This window comes from Vibrio penaeicida (assembly GCF_002933855.1).
In the GTDB taxonomy this organism is placed as follows: Bacteria; Pseudomonadota; Gammaproteobacteria; order Enterobacterales; family Vibrionaceae; genus Vibrio; species Vibrio penaeicida_A.
The window spans coordinates 132,392-150,345 of record NZ_BFAQ01000015.1 but is presented as its reverse complement, the minus strand read 5'-3'; the positions used below and the strand labels follow the sequence as shown (position 1 = coordinate 150,345).

General features: G+C 45.4%; 13 protein-coding genes. 6 read left to right on the top strand and 7 right to left on the bottom strand.

Going from position 1 to position 17,954, the window contains the following annotated elements; all coding sequences use genetic code 11:
* Positions 1 to 189: 189 nt before the first annotated feature.
* The 3 genes from VPNCDNU1_RS08900 to VPNCDNU1_RS08890 are packed head-to-tail and all read left to right on the top strand — an operon-like array spanning position 190 to position 3,960.
* Complete coding sequence (locus VPNCDNU1_RS08900) at positions 190 to 1,845, top strand: AMP-binding protein (protein WP_104400020.1); 1,656 nt, start codon at positions 190 to 192, stop codon at positions 1,843 to 1,845.
* Positions 1,842 to 3,182, top strand: coding sequence for a hypothetical protein (locus VPNCDNU1_RS08895; protein ID WP_104400019.1), 1,341 nt, complete (start codon positions 1,842 to 1,844; stop codon positions 3,180 to 3,182). Before VPNCDNU1_RS08900 ends, VPNCDNU1_RS08895 begins: the two co-directional genes overlap by 4 nt.
* 13 nt (positions 3,183 to 3,195) lie before the next feature.
* The gene (locus VPNCDNU1_RS08890) at positions 3,196 to 3,960 is read left to right on the top strand and encodes an enoyl-CoA hydratase (RefSeq protein WP_104400018.1); all 765 of its coding nucleotides are present in this window, start codon (positions 3,196 to 3,198) and stop codon (positions 3,958 to 3,960) included.
* Positions 3,961 to 4,032: 72 nt separating this feature from the next.
* Here VPNCDNU1_RS08890 and VPNCDNU1_RS08885 read toward each other — a convergent pair whose 3' ends face one another.
* The 4 genes from VPNCDNU1_RS08885 to VPNCDNU1_RS08870 all read right to left on the bottom strand — a co-directional run bounded on the left by VPNCDNU1_RS08885 (position 4,033) and on the right by VPNCDNU1_RS08870 (position 8,239).
* Entirely contained in the window at positions 4,033 to 5,478 is a 1,446-nt protein-coding gene (locus VPNCDNU1_RS08885; protein WP_104400017.1) for a sensor histidine kinase, read from the bottom strand.
* Positions 5,475 to 6,281: a response regulator transcription factor gene (locus tag VPNCDNU1_RS08880; RefSeq protein ID WP_104400016.1), complete on the bottom strand. Its 807-nt coding sequence runs from the start codon at positions 6,279 to 6,281 to the stop codon at positions 5,475 to 5,477. The genes VPNCDNU1_RS08885 and VPNCDNU1_RS08880 overlap by 4 nt, the downstream gene beginning before the upstream one ends.
* Before the next feature lie 182 nt (positions 6,282 to 6,463).
* Complete coding sequence (locus VPNCDNU1_RS08875) at positions 6,464 to 6,646, bottom strand: hypothetical protein (RefSeq protein ID WP_104400015.1); 183 nt, start codon at positions 6,644 to 6,646, stop codon at positions 6,464 to 6,466.
* A 219-nt stretch (positions 6,647 to 6,865) separates the two neighbouring features.
* Positions 6,866 to 8,239: a PhoH family protein gene (locus tag VPNCDNU1_RS08870; RefSeq protein ID WP_104400014.1), complete on the bottom strand. Its 1,374-nt coding sequence runs from the start codon at positions 8,237 to 8,239 to the stop codon at positions 6,866 to 6,868.
* Between the two features lie 401 nt (positions 8,240 to 8,640).
* On the opposite strand from VPNCDNU1_RS08870, the gene rapA reads away from it, so the two are divergent.
* The 3 genes from rapA to VPNCDNU1_RS08855 all read left to right on the top strand — a co-directional run bounded on the left by rapA (position 8,641) and on the right by VPNCDNU1_RS08855 (position 13,357).
* The gene (rapA, locus tag VPNCDNU1_RS08865; protein WP_104400013.1) at positions 8,641 to 11,550 is read left to right on the top strand and encodes an RNA polymerase-associated protein RapA; all 2,910 of its coding nucleotides are present in this window, start codon (positions 8,641 to 8,643) and stop codon (positions 11,548 to 11,550) included.
* Between the two features lie 91 nt (positions 11,551 to 11,641).
* Positions 11,642 to 12,379 carry a bifunctional tRNA pseudouridine(32) synthase/23S rRNA pseudouridine(746) synthase RluA gene (rluA, locus tag VPNCDNU1_RS08860; RefSeq protein ID WP_104400012.1) on the top strand — a complete coding sequence of 246 codons (738 nt, stop codon included), beginning with the start codon at positions 11,642 to 11,644 and terminating at the stop codon, positions 12,377 to 12,379.
* Positions 12,380 to 12,403: 24 nt separating this feature from the next.
* Positions 12,404 to 13,357, top strand: coding sequence for a D-2-hydroxyacid dehydrogenase (locus tag VPNCDNU1_RS08855; protein ID WP_104400011.1), 954 nt, complete (start codon positions 12,404 to 12,406; stop codon positions 13,355 to 13,357).
* Positions 13,358 to 13,429: 72 nt separating this feature from the next.
* On the opposite strand, the gene VPNCDNU1_RS08850 is transcribed toward VPNCDNU1_RS08855, so the two are convergent.
* From VPNCDNU1_RS08850 to VPNCDNU1_RS08840, 3 genes are all read right to left on the bottom strand, one after another.
* Entirely contained in the window at positions 13,430 to 13,870 is a 441-nt protein-coding gene (locus tag VPNCDNU1_RS08850; RefSeq protein WP_104400010.1) for a universal stress protein, read from the bottom strand.
* Between the two features lie 54 nt (positions 13,871 to 13,924).
* Entirely contained in the window at positions 13,925 to 16,504 is a 2,580-nt protein-coding gene (locus VPNCDNU1_RS08845; protein WP_104400009.1) for a TRAP transporter permease, read from the bottom strand.
* A 261-nt stretch (positions 16,505 to 16,765) separates the two neighbouring features.
* A complete protein-coding gene (locus VPNCDNU1_RS08840) occupies positions 16,766 to 17,734 on the bottom strand; it encodes a TAXI family TRAP transporter solute-binding subunit (RefSeq protein ID WP_104400008.1) in 969 nt (322 codons plus the stop codon).
* Between the last annotated feature and the right edge of the window lie 220 nt (positions 17,735 to 17,954).

The window sequence follows — 17,954 nt, the reverse complement described above, 5'->3', positions numbered from 1 at the left end:
TATAAAGAACCCACAAATCGCTGCAAAAATCATCTCGAAAGGTCAACAGACCCTAATGAATGTCAGAAAAGTTTCAGGTGTTTTTCACAAAGCTGGTTAAGAAACTTGTGACAAACTCAGTACCTCTTTGTGAGAAATTTGTGAACTTCTCTTGTTAGGTTTTAGCAAACCAATAACAAGGAGAAATTCATGAAACTCCCTAAATTACAGTCAGAGCATAGCCTCAACAGTTCACAGCATTACAGCACTCTTCAACAGAACAACACTCTACAACAGACGCGACGCTTTCAATTTCGACGAGGCGCCATTTCTGAATTGCCATTGAGTGATCAGATTTTGTTTGAGCAGTTTGGACAAGGTCCTTACGCCATTCCTGAATACTCTTGCCTTCACACTGCTATCGAAGCTCAGGCGATCTTTATGCCGAATCAAATAGCAGCAATTCATGAAGAAGAAAAAATTACATACGGAGAATTAAACCTAAAAGCAAACCAGCTTGCCTTTTTCCTACAAAAGCGGGGTATTAAGCAAGGTGATGCAGTGGGTATTTTTCTCACACGATCAATCCCAATGCTAATTGGCATTTTGGCAACCCTAAAACTAGGCGCCTGTTATGTCCCTCAGCATGCGGGTGTAGCCCCCAAAAAAGTACTTAAACATGTTTGTGAAACCGCGGACGTAAAAACAGTACTGAGCCTTTCACACTTAGAACAGCATTTGCCAGAACTCAGCCATCAAGATCTGTATTTCTTAGATGAACTACTACCAGAGCTATACGACAGCGAAGGTTTGGAATTACCAGATGTAGAGCCAGAATCGCGGTGCTTTATTTTATTTACTTCAGGTACTACAGGCGCACCGAATGGTGTGCAAGTGACGCATCAGAATGTTGCGAATATCGTGATGACATCACCTGGAAATTTGGGTATAGAGCCCGGAATGAAGGTCGGTCAAATTCTGAGCATAGCTTTTGATATGTGCGCTTGGGAGGTTTTTGTCACTCTTTGCCACGGTGCAACATTGATGATTCGCAATCGCGATATTGAAGCCACGGTCAGCCAAGCGGATGCGGTGATTGCGACCCCGTCTATTCTCGCGAGTTTAGAAGCCAAGCATTGTCAATCTATTAAAGTTGCGGCTGTTGCAGGTGAACCTTGCCCTCAACCCTTAGCAGACCAATGGGGAGCCTTTTGCCGCTTTTACAATGCTTGTGGTCCAACCGAAACCACCATTATCAACACTGCGCAGCATTATTCGGATCAATGTGAAGAACTCACGATAGGCAAGCCGACGCCCAACAATACCGTGTACGTATTGGACGACAACCTCAAGCCCTGCGCGATTGGCGATGTTGGTGAGATGTGGGCGGGTGGATTATGTGTGACGGCTGGTTACATCGGGAATGAAGTACTGAATGCCGACCGATATCGACCTGACCCATTTCTAGGTGGTAAGCACAAAATGTTTCGAACACGAGACCTTGGAAAATGGACAAAAAGCGGCGAGCTCCTCCACCTAGGTCGTACTGACGATCAAGTGAAAATCCTTGGTTTCCGTGTTGAATTGGATTCGGTTTCTCGGGTTTTGGAAAAGACGGAAAACTGCCACCAAGCTGTGACAATGAAAGTGGATTGCAAAACACTCATCGCATTTGTTACCCCTGCTCAAGTCTGTGAATCTGAAGCACAAAATCAAGTGAAGAAGCATCTGCCTTACTACTGCGTACCCAGTACCGTAATTGCGCTCGATAGCTTACCTAAAACCTCACGAGGAAAAATTGATAAACGTGCTCTGATGGCACATTACGAGAAAAGCCAGCTAGCCATTACGGAGGAAACACAATGAGTTCAATAGATCAAAGTGCTGTTGTTTTACCAGAGCAGCGATCTTTACTTCGTCGAATTTGGTCGTATCCAGCGATGGAGCATTATTATCGGTTGGTGATTCTCGTATTCATGGCCAATATTGCTACATTGGCATATGGCGTAACGGTTGGAGAATGGTTTAAAACCGACGGGATTGCACTCCAAACGCTTTCAAACATGGTTGTTTTGAATCTGACGGTTGCCGTATTAGTTCGCCAGCAATACGTGATTAATTTACTTTTTTGGTTAGCGACACGAGCGCCCACATCTCTGCCTTTGTCGATTCGTTGGCATTTAGGCAAAATCTACCACCACGGAGGGTTGCACAGTGGAAGCGCCATGGCTGCAACGTCTTGGTTTGCTATTTTTACGGGTGCGTTAGCGTTCAGTTATCAGCACCAACTGGCTTCCATTTCATCCCTAACCCTCGGAATTACCTATGCGATATTAGCATTGCTGATGCTGATCGTTTTTATGGCATTACCGAACATTCGCAAGAAGTATCACAATGCGTTCGAAAGAACTCATCGATTTGGTGGTTGGAGTGTTTTGATTCTGTTTTGGGGGCAAACGTTCACATTGGCCGCCGATTTAAACCCGAGCCAGAATATCAGCAGCATCTTGTTGGATTCCTATTCTTTTTGGGCATTGGTTGCGGTGAGCATCAGCATCCTTCTTCCTTGGCTTCGCCTTCGCCGTGTTCCTGTGAAAATTGAAACGCCCTCTAATCACGTAGCGCTACTGAAATTTGATTATGGTGTTACACCGTTTGCAGGCTCATCAATGGCAATAAGTCGTAACCCATTACTGGAATGGCACCACTTTGCCAATGTACCAAGCCCAGGAGAGTCGGGATATCGATTAACCGTATCGCGTGCAGGTGACTGGACTGGAAAGCTCATCGAAGACAGACCTAGCCACGTATGGGTTAAGGGTATTCCAACTGCTGGTGTTGCGAATATCGAAGTGCTGTTTAAACGCGTTGTGTATATAGCAACGGGAAGTGGAATAGGTCCTTGCCTGCCTCATCTACTTGCGAAAGAAGTACCGATGCATTTAGTTTGGTCTACCCGAACACCACGAGAAACATACGGTGATGAGCTAGTGGATGAAATTCTATCGGTTCAACCGGATGCCGATATCTGGGATACCACAGAAAAAGGCAAACCCGATATGGTGAAACTGGCGTACGCCGCCTACAAGAAATTTGATGCGGAAGCAGTGATATGCATTGCTAATCAAAAACTAACCCAACAAGTGGTGTTTGGCTTAGAGAGTCGAGGCATTCCAGCCTATGGCGCCATCTGGGATTCATAACGAGGACAGAATTATGATTATCCAAACTGAGCAAATAGGTCGAGTGGTTTTAATTCGGCTCAACCGCCCCGACAAACTCAATGCACTTAACAGCGAAGTTATGTCTGCAATTACGCAAACACTGACAGAGTATGATCAAAATCCAGACATAGGGTGTTTTGTGATTACAGGTTCCGAGCGTGCTTTTGCCGCGGGTGCCGACATTGCTGAGATGTCGGACAAAAGTTATACCGATATGTTGAGCACAGATTATTTCTCTGGATGGGATGCATTCTGTGCACTTCGGACGCCTAAAATAGCGGCGGTTTCAGGGTATGCATTAGGGGGAGGGTGTGAGTTAGCGATGATGTGTGATCTCATTTATGCCTCTGAATCCGCATTATTTGGTCAGCCTGAAATCAAACTGGGGGTTATCCCCGGGATTGGTGGTACGCAAAGGCTCACGCGTTTGGTGGGTCGTGCTAAAGCGATGGATCTTATATTAACGGGAAGAATGATGGATGCCGCTGAAGCGGAACGAGCTGGTCTCGTTGCCAGAGTCATGCCCGATGAAGCATTACTGGAGGAAACCCTTGCGGTTGCTAAAGTGATCGCCAGCTACAGTAAGCCCTCTGTTCTTGTTGGTAAAGAAGCCATCGACCGAGCAGAACAGGTTTCGTTGAAAGAAGGGTTGTTGTTTGAACGCAGAGTTTTCCACTCGTTATTCTCCACCCACGATCAAAAAGAAGGCATGCGTGCTTTTTTAGAAAAGCGAGCACCGAGTTTTAAAGGGCACTAGCGAGATCTTTCCCATCGTGGATATCACCCTCGTTTTTGAAAGAAAGCGAGGGTGATATTTAAAATGGATGGTTCAACTCTGCTCATTTGATGCGTTTGCCAATAATGGAGCATTGGAGTAGGGCTGCACTGAAAGCTTAAACTTGGCGATAAATAACCCCGGTTGTTCTGATATCTCTAATTTCGATTGATGTAACGTCAGAATCGCATTGACAGTTTTTAACCCCATACCTAGTTCTCCTCCACGAATGGCGGGATTGACCGTATTGATGATGACGATACTGATATCTTTCACGTTAACCTGAGAGCTTACTCCGCAATGAGGTTTTACAAAAAGCTGAATAGTTGCCTTTTCAGGGCTGTGACGAATGGCATTTTCCATAAGGTTATCCATCAACCTTACCAACAATTTCCTATCTGCATTCACTTGGGCGTTGACTGAAATGGTACAAAATATATCAAGAGACTTCTTTTCGAGGCCGATTTCAAAGCGTGCTTTCAATTCATTTATGAATTCGACAATGTCGATGATCTCATTTTGAATTTCAGGTTCTATCAATTCTTTTTTTGCCGCATCAAATTGTTCTTGAAGCTGATCGTGCAACCTCAATGCATTGCTATGTGCTGTGGAAACTAATTCGGCATTTTGTTTACCATTAAGAAGCCAAGTTTCAAGGTAGCCTTGTATGTTAGCGAGGGGCGTCTTTAAGTCGTGGCTTAAACGCATTAAGTATTCGCGACGTGAATGTTCGTGTTGCCTAAGCCGCAAAAATTGCCATTGAATGTGGTCGAGTAGATACCCAAACTGGCGTGACAACGGAAGCAGCTCAGTAACTGGGACAGATAAATTGGGTTCGACTCGAAAATGTTCTTTTGCTGAATGCTCTATCTGGCGAATGAGTTGTTGGCTAGGGTTAAGCAGGTCTTTCTGAATTAGCCGATATATGAGAACAGTAAACAACAAAATCAACGCAATACCGCCGATCAAAATAGGGGAGTACTGCATCATATAGCGGTTAACTCTCGCAATGTCTGACGATTGCCGCCCAATGACGACATACAAATAACCTTCTACCCCATTTGGGCTTTCGATAGCGGATACTGAAAACACTTTCTGACGCCCCATATCACGCGGGTCGTCGCCTAAAATAGGGAGAGTATCATTGGCTAAGAACTGATGGATTGGGGTTAAATTCACGTGTGTTGCGATTTCAACCTCACTGTCTAGAGCTGTGGTGGTTATTTTTCCATTTTTGTCTAAAAAATAAATTTCAAAATCCGGACCTAGCATCATTAATGTGTGGAAAATGCTTTTTAGTGCTTTGGGTGAGTAATCATTACCTTCCATGAGCGGGTTATCGTCGCGCATGTGATTGGCTAAATCTTTATGTAAGAACTGACGAGCGCGTTGCTCGCTGCCTTGCCATGTAATATGAAAGTGATAAGTCAGAAGCGGGATACTTACCAAAGACCAAATAAGAGAGAGCAAAAACAGGCGCTTTTTGAAAGAGCGAGTCATTGTCTCACCTCATGCTGGAATTTGTAGCCGACACCCCAAACTGTGCGAATAAATCGTGCGTTATTCTTTGGTATTTCGATTTTGTTGCGCAGCCTATTAATGGTGCTACACACGGTATGGTGATAGCCATCGTAGTCGGTGTCCCACACTCGAATAAGCAGTTCGTCTTTTGTGAAAACCCGCCCAGGTTTACTCGCCAAGCAATATAAAAGGGAAAACTCGGTAGGAGTGAGGTTAATGTTTTCTCCAGCCAAACGTACTTCATGCAGTTTTTTTGAAATCACAAGATCATCAAAAATCAACGAAGATGGTAATGAAGTATCAACTTGCTCTGGAGCCAGTTGATGTGTTGATTGGTTGGCTAGGTGCCAATCTGGCGTGGTTTGTGGGGGGGCAATATCAGGCTGGCTGTCATTGGTTTCTGTCCATCGCGTGTGTTCTGTTCTTCTCAATAACGCTCGAACTCTTGCCTGAAGTTCAATCACACTGAATGGTTTCGTTAGGTAGTCGTCAGCGCCGGCTTCCAATCCATCAACCATGTCATGCTCGCTGGTGAGCGCTGTTAGCATCAGTACCGGAATCCCGATGTGTTGTTGGCGTAGCAGCTTACACATTTCAGTGCCGTCGCCATCACACAGCTTCCGGTCTAAGATCACGGCATCAGCTAACCCTTGGCAGGCTATCTGGTAACCTTCGCTGATATGTGACGTTAATATGGTTTTGTAGCCTTGAACTTTTAGATTAAGGCTAATTAGATTCGCCATATCTTGGTCGTCTTCGACCACTAGAATCGTATATGACATCCTGACTTCCCTCTCTAGTCGATTCAAGAAGTAGACCACTAGATTCTTGTATCTCTTTCAGTGAGGAGTCAGGAAATCGCTTTTTGAAAGGGAAAAGTGGAACTGGTCTCAAAAATGATGAATTTCGACATTAGGTTCTTACACAACACCCAAAAAGTAGGCAGTGAAAGTGGGATGTAAATCTAACTCAAATAATCGAATCGCCATGTCCAACGCTCAAAAGGGTTCGATTTATTTGCGGCTTGAAGCTGACGTATTACATCAGATAGTTTCAAGTACCCCATATACGTATCTTCAGGTTCAAATTCTTCGATAAGGATTTGGTGGTCACGGGCACTTTCTAAACGAAGAAACAATCTGGCCATGGCTTTCTCGCAATATTTTTTAGGGAGTAAAACTGTACCATTCAGTGAATTATCAGAGTGTAAGCGTTTGTCAGCGAAAGAGATCAGCCCCCAGCGTAGAAAGCAGAAAGCAGAAAGCAGAAAGCAGAAAGAAAAATGCCCCTCACCAAGAAGGAGAGAGGCATTCTTTATGTTTAACCTAGTGAGTTAGTAACAATCTAACGTGTTAGCAAATAGATATTACAAATTTTCTTCGGCAAACTCAGCCAAGCGACTTCGCACTACGCCGTTGAGGTGAACGTTGGCACTTCCTTCAAAGTTTTTGAATCGCTCTACCATATAAGTTAAGCCGGAAGTGACGGGCGTTAAGTAGGCAGAATCGATTTGGGCAAGGTTGCCCGAGCACACAATTTTAGTGCCTTCTCCACATCGGGTAATGATGGTTTTGATCTGAGAGGCAGTGAGGTTTTGGCACTCATCCAGAAGTACAAAGGCATTTTGGATGGAGCGACCGCGCATAAAATTAATCGACTTGAATTGAATATTGGCTTTATCGCAAATGTATTTGAGCGAGCCTTCAGTGCAGTGATCGTTTTTATGTAGCGCTTCCAGTGTATCGGTTACGGCGGCGAGCCAAGGCATCATTTTCTCTTCTTCCGTCCCCGGTAGGAAGCCGATGGATTCGCCAATGTCTGGTGTGTTCCTCGTAACAATGATCTTATCGAATTGATTTTGTTCAATCGACATTTCCAAAGCTGCTGCCATGGCTAACATGGTTTTACCACTGCCCGCCGCTCCGGTTAAAATGACCAAATCGATATCTGGGTCGAGAAGGGCATCTAACGCCATTCCTTGGTAGATGTTTTTAGGGCTGACATCCCAAGCTTGTCGGTTCATTAAGCGCTCTCGGCTTAAATGTTTGAGTGTGACTGTTTGATTTTCCATGGAATCAACACGGGCAGCAAAGTCGGTATCTTGGTCAACGATGTATTGGTTAATAAAGGTTGGCTCCAGCGACTCTTTACTGATGTCATGGTAGGTGCGTCCCCCGACACTGCGGCTTTCCACCTTTTCTATGTTTGTCCAAAAATCTCCAGCATAAGTGTGAAATCCTTTGGTCAAGAATTGGACATCATCAATCAATTGGTCTGTTCGGTAATCTTCAACAAAACGTACTCCCGCCCCTTTGGCGCGCAGTCGCATGTTGATGTCTTTGGTGACGAGTACCACCTCTCGGGGTGAACGCTTGTTCTGTAGGTAAATCACCCCGTTTAAAATTCTGTTGTCGCCTGCTTTGTCGGCAAACGCACGCACGGTTTCTTGTAATTCAAAATCAGCAAGAATGGCTAATGTGCCTCCTGCGTTTTCTTTTGAAAGAGGGATGCCTTCGGATATCTGGTCTGGTGTGGCATCGTGGAACAAGTTTTCCATCGCTCGAATCGCGACGCGTGCGTCCCTCGCGACATCGCGCTTACTGTCTTTGATTCGGTCGAGTTCTTCGAGGACGGTCATTGGAATGACCACATCATGTTCTTGAAAGGAATAGATTGCGAAAGGTTCATGCAGAAGGATATTTGTATCCAGTACAAAAATTTTCCGGTCGGTATCGCCCATAAGCGTCTCCTTTTCTGCCGCAGCAGAGTGCTTAGCCAAGCATTTTTCTGAGGCATAGGTCACTGCTGAAGGCGAGGGGTACCAAAACCCCGAAAAGGTACCGCTAAGAGAGTGACTTACTTCAGACCCGTTTAGATACCAAACTCAACACCTTGTCCTATTTCGGTGTGAGCTCACTAATAAGTATAAGCAACAGTTCGTGAGTTTGTATTTTAGATTTGTCACAACTTTTTTACACTTTGATTGCAATTGCGAAATGGGTAAAAAAAAGAGGTAAATTACTCGCGTTGAACGTGACGTGAATCACGTGTTCAAGTAAGATGAGCGCCCTTTTGAACAGGGTGAAGCCATAATTATTTACCCTGATAGAAACTGAAATACTCGATGAGGTAGTCAATCACATGACATTTGCTTTAGGCCAACGCTGGATTAGTGATACAGAAAGTGACTTGGGTTTAGGAACGGTGGTCGCACTGGATGCGAGAACCGTTACATTGCTATTTGCAGCATCGGAAGAGAACCGTGTATATGCGCGTTCTGATGCCCCCGTTACCCGAGTCACATTCAATGTTGGTGATGTGATTGATGCTCAAGAAGGCTGGCAATTAAAAGTCGAACAAGTCGTCGATGACAATGGCGTTCTCTCCTACCTTGGTACGCGCTCAGATACGGAAGAATCCGGTGTGATTTTGCGTGAAATCATGCTGAGTAATCAAATTCGATTTAACAAACCTCAAGACAAGCTGTTCGCGGGTCAAATCGACCGTATGGACAACTTTGTTTTACGTTACCGAGCGCTAACCAACCAGTATCAGCAGCACAAAAGCCCGATGCGTGGCTTGTGTGGCATGCGCGCTGGTCTCATTCCTCACCAGCTTTATATCGCTCACGAAGTAGGGCGTCGTCATGCGCCTCGCGTATTACTGGCGGATGAAGTGGGATTGGGTAAAACCATTGAAGCGGGCATGATCATTCACCAGCAGGTGTTATCTGGCCGAGCGGAACGTATCTTAATTGTGGTGCCTGAAACACTTCAGCATCAATGGTTAGTTGAAATGATGCGTCGCTTTAATTTGCACTTCTCTGTTTTCGATGAAGAACGTTGCATTGAAGCCTATGCCGAAGCCGATAACCCATTTGAAACACAGCAATACGTTTTGTGTTCGCTTGATTTCTTACGTAAGAGCAAGAAGCGTTTTGAACAAGCGCTGGATGCTGATTGGGATTTGCTGGTGGTGGATGAAGCGCACCACCTAGAGTGGAGCCAAGAAGCGCCAAGCCGAGAATACCAAGTAGTCGAAGGGTTAGCCGAACGTACGGCTGGTGTTCTTCTTCTAACAGCCACACCGGAGCAACTAGGGCACGAAAGCCATTTCGCACGTCTTCGTCTTTTAGACCCAGACCGTTTTTATGACTACCGTGCGTTTGTTGAAGAAGAAAAACAGTACGCGCCTGTTGCTGATGCTGTGGCCACTTTGTTCTCCGGCGAGAAGCTGGAAAACTCAGCGAAAAACCAAATTACCGAATTGCTTTCAGAGCAGGATGTTGAACCCTTGTTCCGCATTATCGAAGGCAGTTGCGAAGAGCAGGAAAAAGCCAAAGCGCGTCAGGAGTTAATTGATAACCTGATGGACCGCCACGGTACAGGTCGAGTGCTATTCCGAAACACAAGGGCAGCTATCAAAGGTTTCCCTGAGCGTAATGTTCACCTATTGCCAATGGACATTCCAAGCCAATACACCACCGCAATGCGTGTGGCGGGTATGCTCGGTGGGCAAATGAAGCCTGAAGCTCGCGCCATGAAAATGCTTTACCCTGAAGAGATCTTCCAAGAGTTTGAAGGGGATAGTGCAACGTGGTGGCAGTTTGACTCTCGCGTAAACTGGCTCATTGAAAAAGTGAAAGAGAAACGCAGTGAGAAGGTGTTAGTAATTGCGTCTCGTGCGAACACGGCATTGCAATTAGAGCAAGCACTGAGAGAGCGTGAAGGTATTCGAGCAACCGTGTTCCATGAGGGAATGTCGATACTTGAGCGTGATAAGGCGGCGGCGTATTTTGCTCAAGATGAAGGCGGCGCACAGGTTTTGATCTGTTCTGAAATTGGTTCCGAAGGTCGTAACTTCCAATTTGCTAGCCAACTTGTGATGTTTGATTTGCCATTCAACCCAGATTTGCTGGAGCAGCGAATTGGACGTTTGGATCGTATTGGTCAGCAGCGCGATATCGATATCTACGTTCCTTATCTAAAAGGTACGTCTCAGGGCATTATTGCTCGCTGGTTCGAAGAAGGATTGAGTGCGTTCGGTGAAACCTGTCCAACGGGCAGAGCTGTGTACGACCAATATTCTGAACAACTGATTGAGATGTTGGCATCAGGAAATACAGAAACGTTAGACGAAGTGATTGATCAATCGCGTCACATGAATCAAGAGCTGAAAGCCAAACTTGAGCAAGGTCGTGACCGATTGCTGGAAATCCACTCTAACGGTGGTGAAAAAGCTCAGAAAATTGTTGAGCAAATAGAGTCAACCGATGGTGATACCAACTTAGTTACGTTTGCATTGAGTTTGTTCGACACTATTGGTTTGAACCAAGACGACAAAGGCGAAAATGCGCTGGTGGTTACCCCATCAGAACACATGATGGTGCCAAGCTACCCAGGTTTACCTTATGAAGGTGCAACGATTACCTTCGATCGTGATACCGCGCTTTCTCGTGAAGACATGCACTTCATGAGCTGGGAGCACCCAATGATCCAAGGCGGTATCGATTTGCTGCTTAGCGAAGGCGTGGGAACATCTGCGGTATCGCTGTTGAAGAACAAAGCGTTGCCAGTTGGGACCATTTTGCTTGAGCTTGTTTATCTTGTGGATGCACAAGCCCCTAAGCGCAGTGGTTTGTCGCAATTCTTACCGCAAACGCCTATTCGCATGATGTTGGATGGCAAAGGCAACGATTTGTCTGAGCAAGTCGAGTTTGAAGGCTTTAACCGCCAACTAAGCCCGGTGAATCGTCATCTCGCCAGTAAATTAGTGAGCTCGGTTCAAGGGGATGTTCATAAGCTTATTGAAGCGGGTGAAGGTCATATCCAAGGTCACTTATCGAAAGTGCGTGATTCAGCCTTGAGTGACATGCAATCTAACCTCAATGGTGAGTTGGAACGTTTGCAAGCACTTAAAGCTGTGAACCCAAATATCCGAGATGAAGAGCTCGAAGCAATTGAGCAACAAATCAAAGAACTGACGGGTTATATCCAAAGTGCTCAAATTCAGTTGGATTCGCTGCGATTGATTGTCGTAAGTCATAACTGATAGAAAAAATATAAGGGGGAATGGGCGAGGCTCATTTCCCCTTCACTTAGGGTCAACAGACCCTAATACCTTAACGAAAGAAAAACGTTTTATGGCGATGCTTGAATACACCCCTCCCACTACTCCTTGGACAGACATTACGTACGAAGACGATGATATCCTGATTGCGAATAAGCCATCTGGGTTGTTGTCGGTGCCCGGAAGAGCGCCAGAGCATGCCGACTGTATGTGGAGCCGCTTACGTGAGGAGTATGCTGATCTAGAGGTGGTTCATCGCTTAGACATGTCAACATCAGGGTTGATGTTGTTTGCCAAACACAAAGAAGCGGAGCGCTCCTTAAAGAAGCAATTTCAATATCGCCTGACGCACAAAATATACTACGCTCGTGTCTGGGGACATCCAGAATCTGAAGAAGGTGAGGTGGATTTACCGCTGATTTGTGACTGGCCAAATCGACCAAGACAAAAAGTGTGCTTTGAACACGGCAAACCCTCTTTAACGCGATATCAAGTCGTGAAAAAGGAAGCGCGTACCTCTATTGTTCGCTTGATTCCAATAACAGGGCGCTCTCATCAGCTTCGTGTCCATATGCAAGCGTTAGGTTATCCAATTGTAGGGGATGAGTTTTATGCCACACCAGAGGCAATGGCACATTCCGCTCGGCTTGAACTTCACTCAACAGAGCTGACTTTTTATCACCCTAACTCTCAAGAATTACAGGCGATGTTTGTGCCTTGTGATTTCTATCCCGAAGCGGAAGCGGAAATTTTGCAACAATTTCAGCTTGATAAAATATTGCCTGATTATAAATCCCTGCCTAGACCTTAATTGAAGGCAGGAAAGGAGCCTTCAATGAAAATTGTCTTTCTAGACAGAGACACCATTCCTGCCCAAATTCCTGTTCCAGAGCCTACTTTTGATCATCAGTGGGAAGAATACCCACTTAGCACTCCTTCCCAAACCGCAGAGCGAATCAAAGACGCAGATATTGTGATTTCCAACAAAGCCATTTTGAATGAGGAAGTGCTGGCACTGGCATCCAAACTCAAGCTGATTGCGATTGCCGCTACGGGAACCAATAACGTCGATTTAAGATACTGTGCTGAGAATGAGATTTCAGTCTGCAACATTCAAGGCTATGCGACCCAGTCCGTTCCTGAGCATGTAATAGCGATGCTGTTTGCACTCCGCCGCAATGTAATGGGTTACCATCAAGATATTGCAAATGGGGAGTGGCAAAAGAAAAAGCAATTTTGTTTCTTTACTCATCCCATTGGTGATGTTGCAGGTTCAACGCTTGCTATCGTTGGGTCTGGCGCATTGGGCAAAGCTACAGGCGCACTCGGACAAGCCATTGGCATGCAGGTGATCTACTCCGAGCGTAAAGGGGCAACTGTTTGTCGTGAAGGGTATGTGCCCTTTGATAAAGCGCTGGAGATAGCTGATGTGGTATCACTGCATTGCCCATTATCTGAGGAAACAACCAATCTTATCGGTCACTCTGAGCTAACAGCTATGAAGCCTAATGCCATTTTAATCAATACTGGTCGTGGCGGGCTGGTGGATGAATCTTCGCTTATTGACGCCTTAAAGTCCCAGCAAATTTCGGGAGCTGGAATGGATGTATTTACCGAAGAGCCAGCCGACGAATCCAACCCGTTGATTGCCAATATGCACCTTCCCAACTTGTTGTTAACGCCTCATGTCGCGTGGGGAAGCGATAGCGCGATTACACGTCTGTGTGAGATTTTGATAGAAAACATCGAGTCGTATGCGGCGGGTAATTTGAACAATCGAGTGGCATAAGAAAAGCACGTCGAAACGTGCTTTAATTTTGTGTTCTGTTTTGAAATTACCGAACTCTTAGATATCGATGCATTAACCTTGAGGCTTTACAACAAGTACGCTAATTTTGGCGTTTTGCACTACTTTTGCAGCAACGGAGCCCAGTACGGCTTTGTTGAGCTTTGAACGTTTGTGGCTTGGCATGATGATCAAGTCCGCGTTCAAAGAATCCGCGTGTTTCAAAATGGCCGCGTAAGGCTTGCCTTCAGCAACGTGCGCTTCGTTATCGATTTTGGCACTGGTTAAGCTGTTATCCGCCACTTCTTGCAGCTGAGCTTTCACGTCTTTTTTCATTTGGCTAGCGGCATCTTTCGGAAAGTAAGTCGCGACCATAGAGTTGTGAATCCCAGGCAATACCGTCAGCAAGTGTACTTTGGCTTGCGAATTCTTCGCGTGCCATACTGCGAGCTCTATTGCTTTATCAGCAAAGCCTTCGTCGTTCAGGTCGACGGGAACCAAAATATTTTTATACATAGCTTATCTCTTGTAAGACAGCGTTGAAATCAACGCTGTCGATTTTAGAATACGTTAAGCTGGAATGGCGTCTTTGTTCGCTCGACGCCTTTGGTTCCAAGCCATAGCAAATAAGATCATGAGAGCCGGGACAAATACCCATTCTTTCATTGGTCTATCTGCTTCCAAGACAACCGATTTGATCTCCCAATCGAAATCGACGCCAGATGCTTCTGCTGGGCTGCCAAACTCAACCATATCAACGATCATGCGACCTTCAATTTCATTGAGCATTAGCCCCATCGATGCAACACGCTCTTCACCCGTTACGGCAGAATCTTCAAATGGTAAACGAACGGTCTTTTCGCTGTAATCGCCATCAATGTCTTCGCCGCCTACACGCAGTTCTAACGTTTGCCCGATATTCAGGCCTTCAGCGACTTGCGTGATCTCGTAACCTTCATAATAGTCTTTTGCTGGGTAAAGCATGTCCCACCAAAATCCAGGACGGAAGAATGAGAACGTTAGTACAAGTAGAAGAACCGTTTCCCACCATTTGTTTCTCGTAAACCACCAACCTTGTGTTGCTGCAGAGAATATCAGCATCGCAATGATAGAAGAGATAACGGTTAGGAATAGGTGCCACCAAGAATCAATGCCCATCATCAGCAACTGAGTGTTAAAGATGAACATGAACGGTAATATGGCGGTTCGGATATCGTAGGTGAAACCTTGAATACCCGTTTTGATTGGGTCTGATTTTGCGATCGCCGCAGCGGCAAAAGCAGCAAGACCAACCGGAGGCGTATCATCCGCAAGTATGCCGAAGTAGAACACAAATAAGTGAACGGCAATCAGTGGAATGATCAGCCCGTGAGCTGCACCCAAGGTCACAATAACGGGAGCCATTAGTGTTGATACAACGATGTAGTTTGCCGTTGTCGGTAAGCCCATGCCGAGAATCAGACTGATTATGGCTGTGAATAGCAACATCAAGATGATACTTCCGCCAGAGATGAACTCAACAAAGTCGGTCATTACTAGACCAATACCCGTTAGCGTAACAACACCCACAACTGTACCTGCAGCAGCAGTTGCCACACCAATACCGATCATGTTGCGAGCACCAGAAACAAGTGCTTCAGCTAAGTCTACAAATCCTTCTTTTACTTGCTCATTAACGTTGCCTGATTTAGACAAAATAGCCATGAGTGGGCGCTGAGTAATCAAGATAAAGATCATGAATACGGTTGCCCAGAATGCAGAAAGACCCGGAGAGAAACGTTCAACGGTTAAACACCAAACCAAAACAACGATCGGCAGTAAGAAGTGCAATCCAGATTTAATGGTAGGACCCGGTTCAGGTACTTCAGTTAATTCCGAATCGATAGAAATAGCACCTTCTTTAGAGTGCTTCGCTGAAATACGAATTAACGCTAAGTAAGCGATAAGCAGAGCAACCGTCACGATCGGAGTGGCAGCATCACCGAAGACATCTTTCGTCCAACCTACACCGTAGTAAACCAAGGCACTGATCACACACAGACCCAGGATGGTACCAGTGAAAGATAATAGGCTCTGCACTAGTGTTGGAACTCGGCGGCGCGGAAGCCCTGTCATACCTGCTTTACATGCTTCTAAGTGAACGATGTAAATCAAAGCAATGTAAGAAATAAGAGCAGGAAGCAGCGCGGCTTTGATAACCTCTACGTAGGAAATACCCACGTATTCCACCATCAAGAATGCTGCAGCACCCATAATCGGCGGTGTTAGCTGACCATTGGTTGAAGCAGCAACTTCTACAGCACCGGCTTTAGTCCCTGGGAAGCCGACTCGCTTCATTAGCGGAATGGTGAAAGTACCCGTCGTTACCACGTTGGCAATCGAAGAGCCAGAAACGAGACCGGATAATCCAGATGCAACAACGGCGGCTTTCGCTGGACCACCACGCATATGACCAAGCAGCGAAAATGCGACTTTGATGAAGTATGCACCTGCACCAGCGCGTTCAAGCATGGCACCAAACAGTACAAACAAGAATACAAAAGAGGTTGAAACCCCTAGAGCCACACCAAACACACCTTCTGTTGTTAGCCATAGGTGAGACATCGCCTTATTCAAGCTCGCACCTTTATGCGCAATAACATCTGGCATGTATGGGCCAGCAAAGGTGTAAGTCAGGAATACCGCGGCAACCACCATTAGAGGTGGACCAAGTGCTCGGCGAGTGGCTTCTAACAACAGCACCATACCCGTCACGGCAGCAACGATATCAAATGTGGTTGGCGCGCCAGAACGACCAGCGAGCTCAGTATAAAAGATGTAAATATAAGCAGCGGCAAAACTACCGGCTAATGCCATCGCCCAGTCCACTAATGGAATATGATCGCGAGGCGAAGTTTTTAGAGCTGGGTATGCAGTAAAGGCTAAAAATACTGCAAACGTTAAATGGATTGCTCGGGCTTCTGTGTCATTCAGAACGCCAAAATTGAAAATAAATGGCAGGGGTGATGCGTACCACAGTTGGAAAAGAGACCAACAAAGAGGGACAAACCATAAAATCCGACCTGGAATCCCAGTAGGGCTTCGCGCTCCAGTATCGGTTTGTGCCACCATATCTTGCACATCTTGAGACGGTGTTGTTGTCTGCGTCATGTACGTTATCCTTATTATATTTTGGTGTTATATGCTGCAAGTCCAGCAGCAGGTCGTTCAATTAATGTAACGAAAAATTCTTAACAAAATGTTAACAAGTTTCACCAGTCTAGCTATTGAGACTGATGAAGACAATGACTTGTGTTTTGAAACAGTATGTCTGTCAAATTGAAGTTGGCATAACAGGAATAACGATTGTTTGATATGCCAATAAAAGGAGGCGTGAGTGCCTCCTTTTTTATCAAAGTATTTCTACTTAGTTTATTTTAGTAGACCTACTTCTCTGTAGTATTTCGCAGCACCCGGGTGAAGAGGGATAGAAAGACCGGCTTTTACCATGTCTTCTTTCTTCAGGTTCGCGAACGCAGGGTGTAGGCGTTTAAACGTATTGAAGTTTTCGAATACTGCTTTTGCTACGTTGTAAGCGACGTCATCAGATACATCTGAAGTTGTCACCATAGTAGCTGCAACACCAAAACTCTTCACGTCAGACTCTGTTCCACGGTACATACCAGCAGGTACATTGCTGTATGCGTAGTATGGGTTACCAGCAACGATTTCATCGATGTTGCTACCTGTTGCGGAAACCAGTTTTGCATCACAAGACGTTGTTGCTTCTTTGATTGATCCATTTGGATGACCAACCATATAGATGAACGCATCAATCTTGTTATCACAAAGTGCCTGAGAACGCTCAGAACCTTTCAGTTCTGATGCTAGCTTGAAGCTATCGTTTGTCCAGCCGAATGCATCCATAACCACACCCATTGTTGCTCGGTCACCAGAGCCAGGGTTACCAATGTTTACGCGCTTACCTTTAAGGTCTGCAACGTTATCGATACCTGCATCTGCGCGAGCAATAATGTTGAACGGTTCAGTGTGCAAAGAGAACATAGCACGTAGCTTTTTGTACGGACCTTGCTCAGAGAATTTACTTGTACCATTGTAGCCATGGTACTGCCAGTCAGATTGAACAACGCCAAAGTCCAGTTCACCAGCACGGATGGTATTTACGTTGTAAATAGAACCACCAGTAGACTCTACTGAACAACGAATGTTGTGTTCTTTGCGACCCTTGTTCACAAGCTTACAAATTGCACCACCAGTTGGGTAATAAACGCCAGTTACAGAGCCTGTGCCAATGGTAATGAATTCTTGAGCATGAACAGAACCAGCGCCAGCTACTGCTGCTGCAATCACACTGATTTTTACAAGGTGTTTAAATGCCATGAATTTCCCTTCCTTATTTTCATTATTCGCCACGAATGTGGAATAGCTTCCTATTGGAAACGGCATCTTTTTCAGTCCATTAGATGAAAAAGTGGCTGAATAATAGCAAAAATCCGGTTGGAAATTACAAGAATGTTAATTTCTATAGATGATAAGTCTAGAGTTGAAAAGGAATAAGGGAAATGCCCAACCCCATAAAATCTTTGTTTTTCATGGGGTT

What these genes read in the sequence shown, in the direction of transcription:
- VPNCDNU1_RS08880 (WP_104400016.1), bottom strand. Translation starts at nt 6,281, where the DNA reads ATGTCATATACGATTCTAGTGGTCGAAGACGACCAAGATATGGCGAAT.
- VPNCDNU1_RS08855 (WP_104400011.1), top strand. Translation starts at nt 12,404, where the DNA reads ATGAAAATTGTCTTTCTAGACAGAGACACCATTCCTGCCCAAATTCCT.
- VPNCDNU1_RS08900 (WP_104400020.1), top strand. Translation starts at nt 190, where the DNA reads ATGAAACTCCCTAAATTACAGTCAGAGCATAGCCTCAACAGTTCACAG.
- VPNCDNU1_RS08885 (WP_104400017.1), bottom strand. Translation starts at nt 5,478, where the DNA reads ATGACTCGCTCTTTCAAAAAGCGCCTGTTTTTGCTCTCTCTTATTTGG.
- rapA (WP_104400013.1), top strand. Translation starts at nt 8,641, where the DNA reads ATGACATTTGCTTTAGGCCAACGCTGGATTAGTGATACAGAAAGTGAC.
- VPNCDNU1_RS08870 (WP_104400014.1), bottom strand. Translation starts at nt 8,239, where the DNA reads ATGGGCGATACCGACCGGAAAATTTTTGTACTGGATACAAATATCCTT.
- rluA (WP_104400012.1), top strand. Translation starts at nt 11,642, where the DNA reads ATGGCGATGCTTGAATACACCCCTCCCACTACTCCTTGGACAGACATT.
- VPNCDNU1_RS08895 (WP_104400019.1), top strand. Translation starts at nt 1,842, where the DNA reads ATGAGTTCAATAGATCAAAGTGCTGTTGTTTTACCAGAGCAGCGATCT.
- VPNCDNU1_RS08840 (WP_104400008.1), bottom strand. Translation starts at nt 17,734, where the DNA reads ATGGCATTTAAACACCTTGTAAAAATCAGTGTGATTGCAGCAGCAGTA.
- VPNCDNU1_RS08875 (WP_104400015.1), bottom strand. Translation starts at nt 6,646, where the DNA reads ATGGCCAGATTGTTTCTTCGTTTAGAAAGTGCCCGTGACCACCAAATC.
- VPNCDNU1_RS08845 (WP_104400009.1), bottom strand. Translation starts at nt 16,504, where the DNA reads ATGACGCAGACAACAACACCGTCTCAAGATGTGCAAGATATGGTGGCA.
- VPNCDNU1_RS08850 (WP_104400010.1), bottom strand. Translation starts at nt 13,870, where the DNA reads ATGTATAAAAATATTTTGGTTCCCGTCGACCTGAACGACGAAGGCTTT.
- VPNCDNU1_RS08890 (WP_104400018.1), top strand. Translation starts at nt 3,196, where the DNA reads ATGATTATCCAAACTGAGCAAATAGGTCGAGTGGTTTTAATTCGGCTC.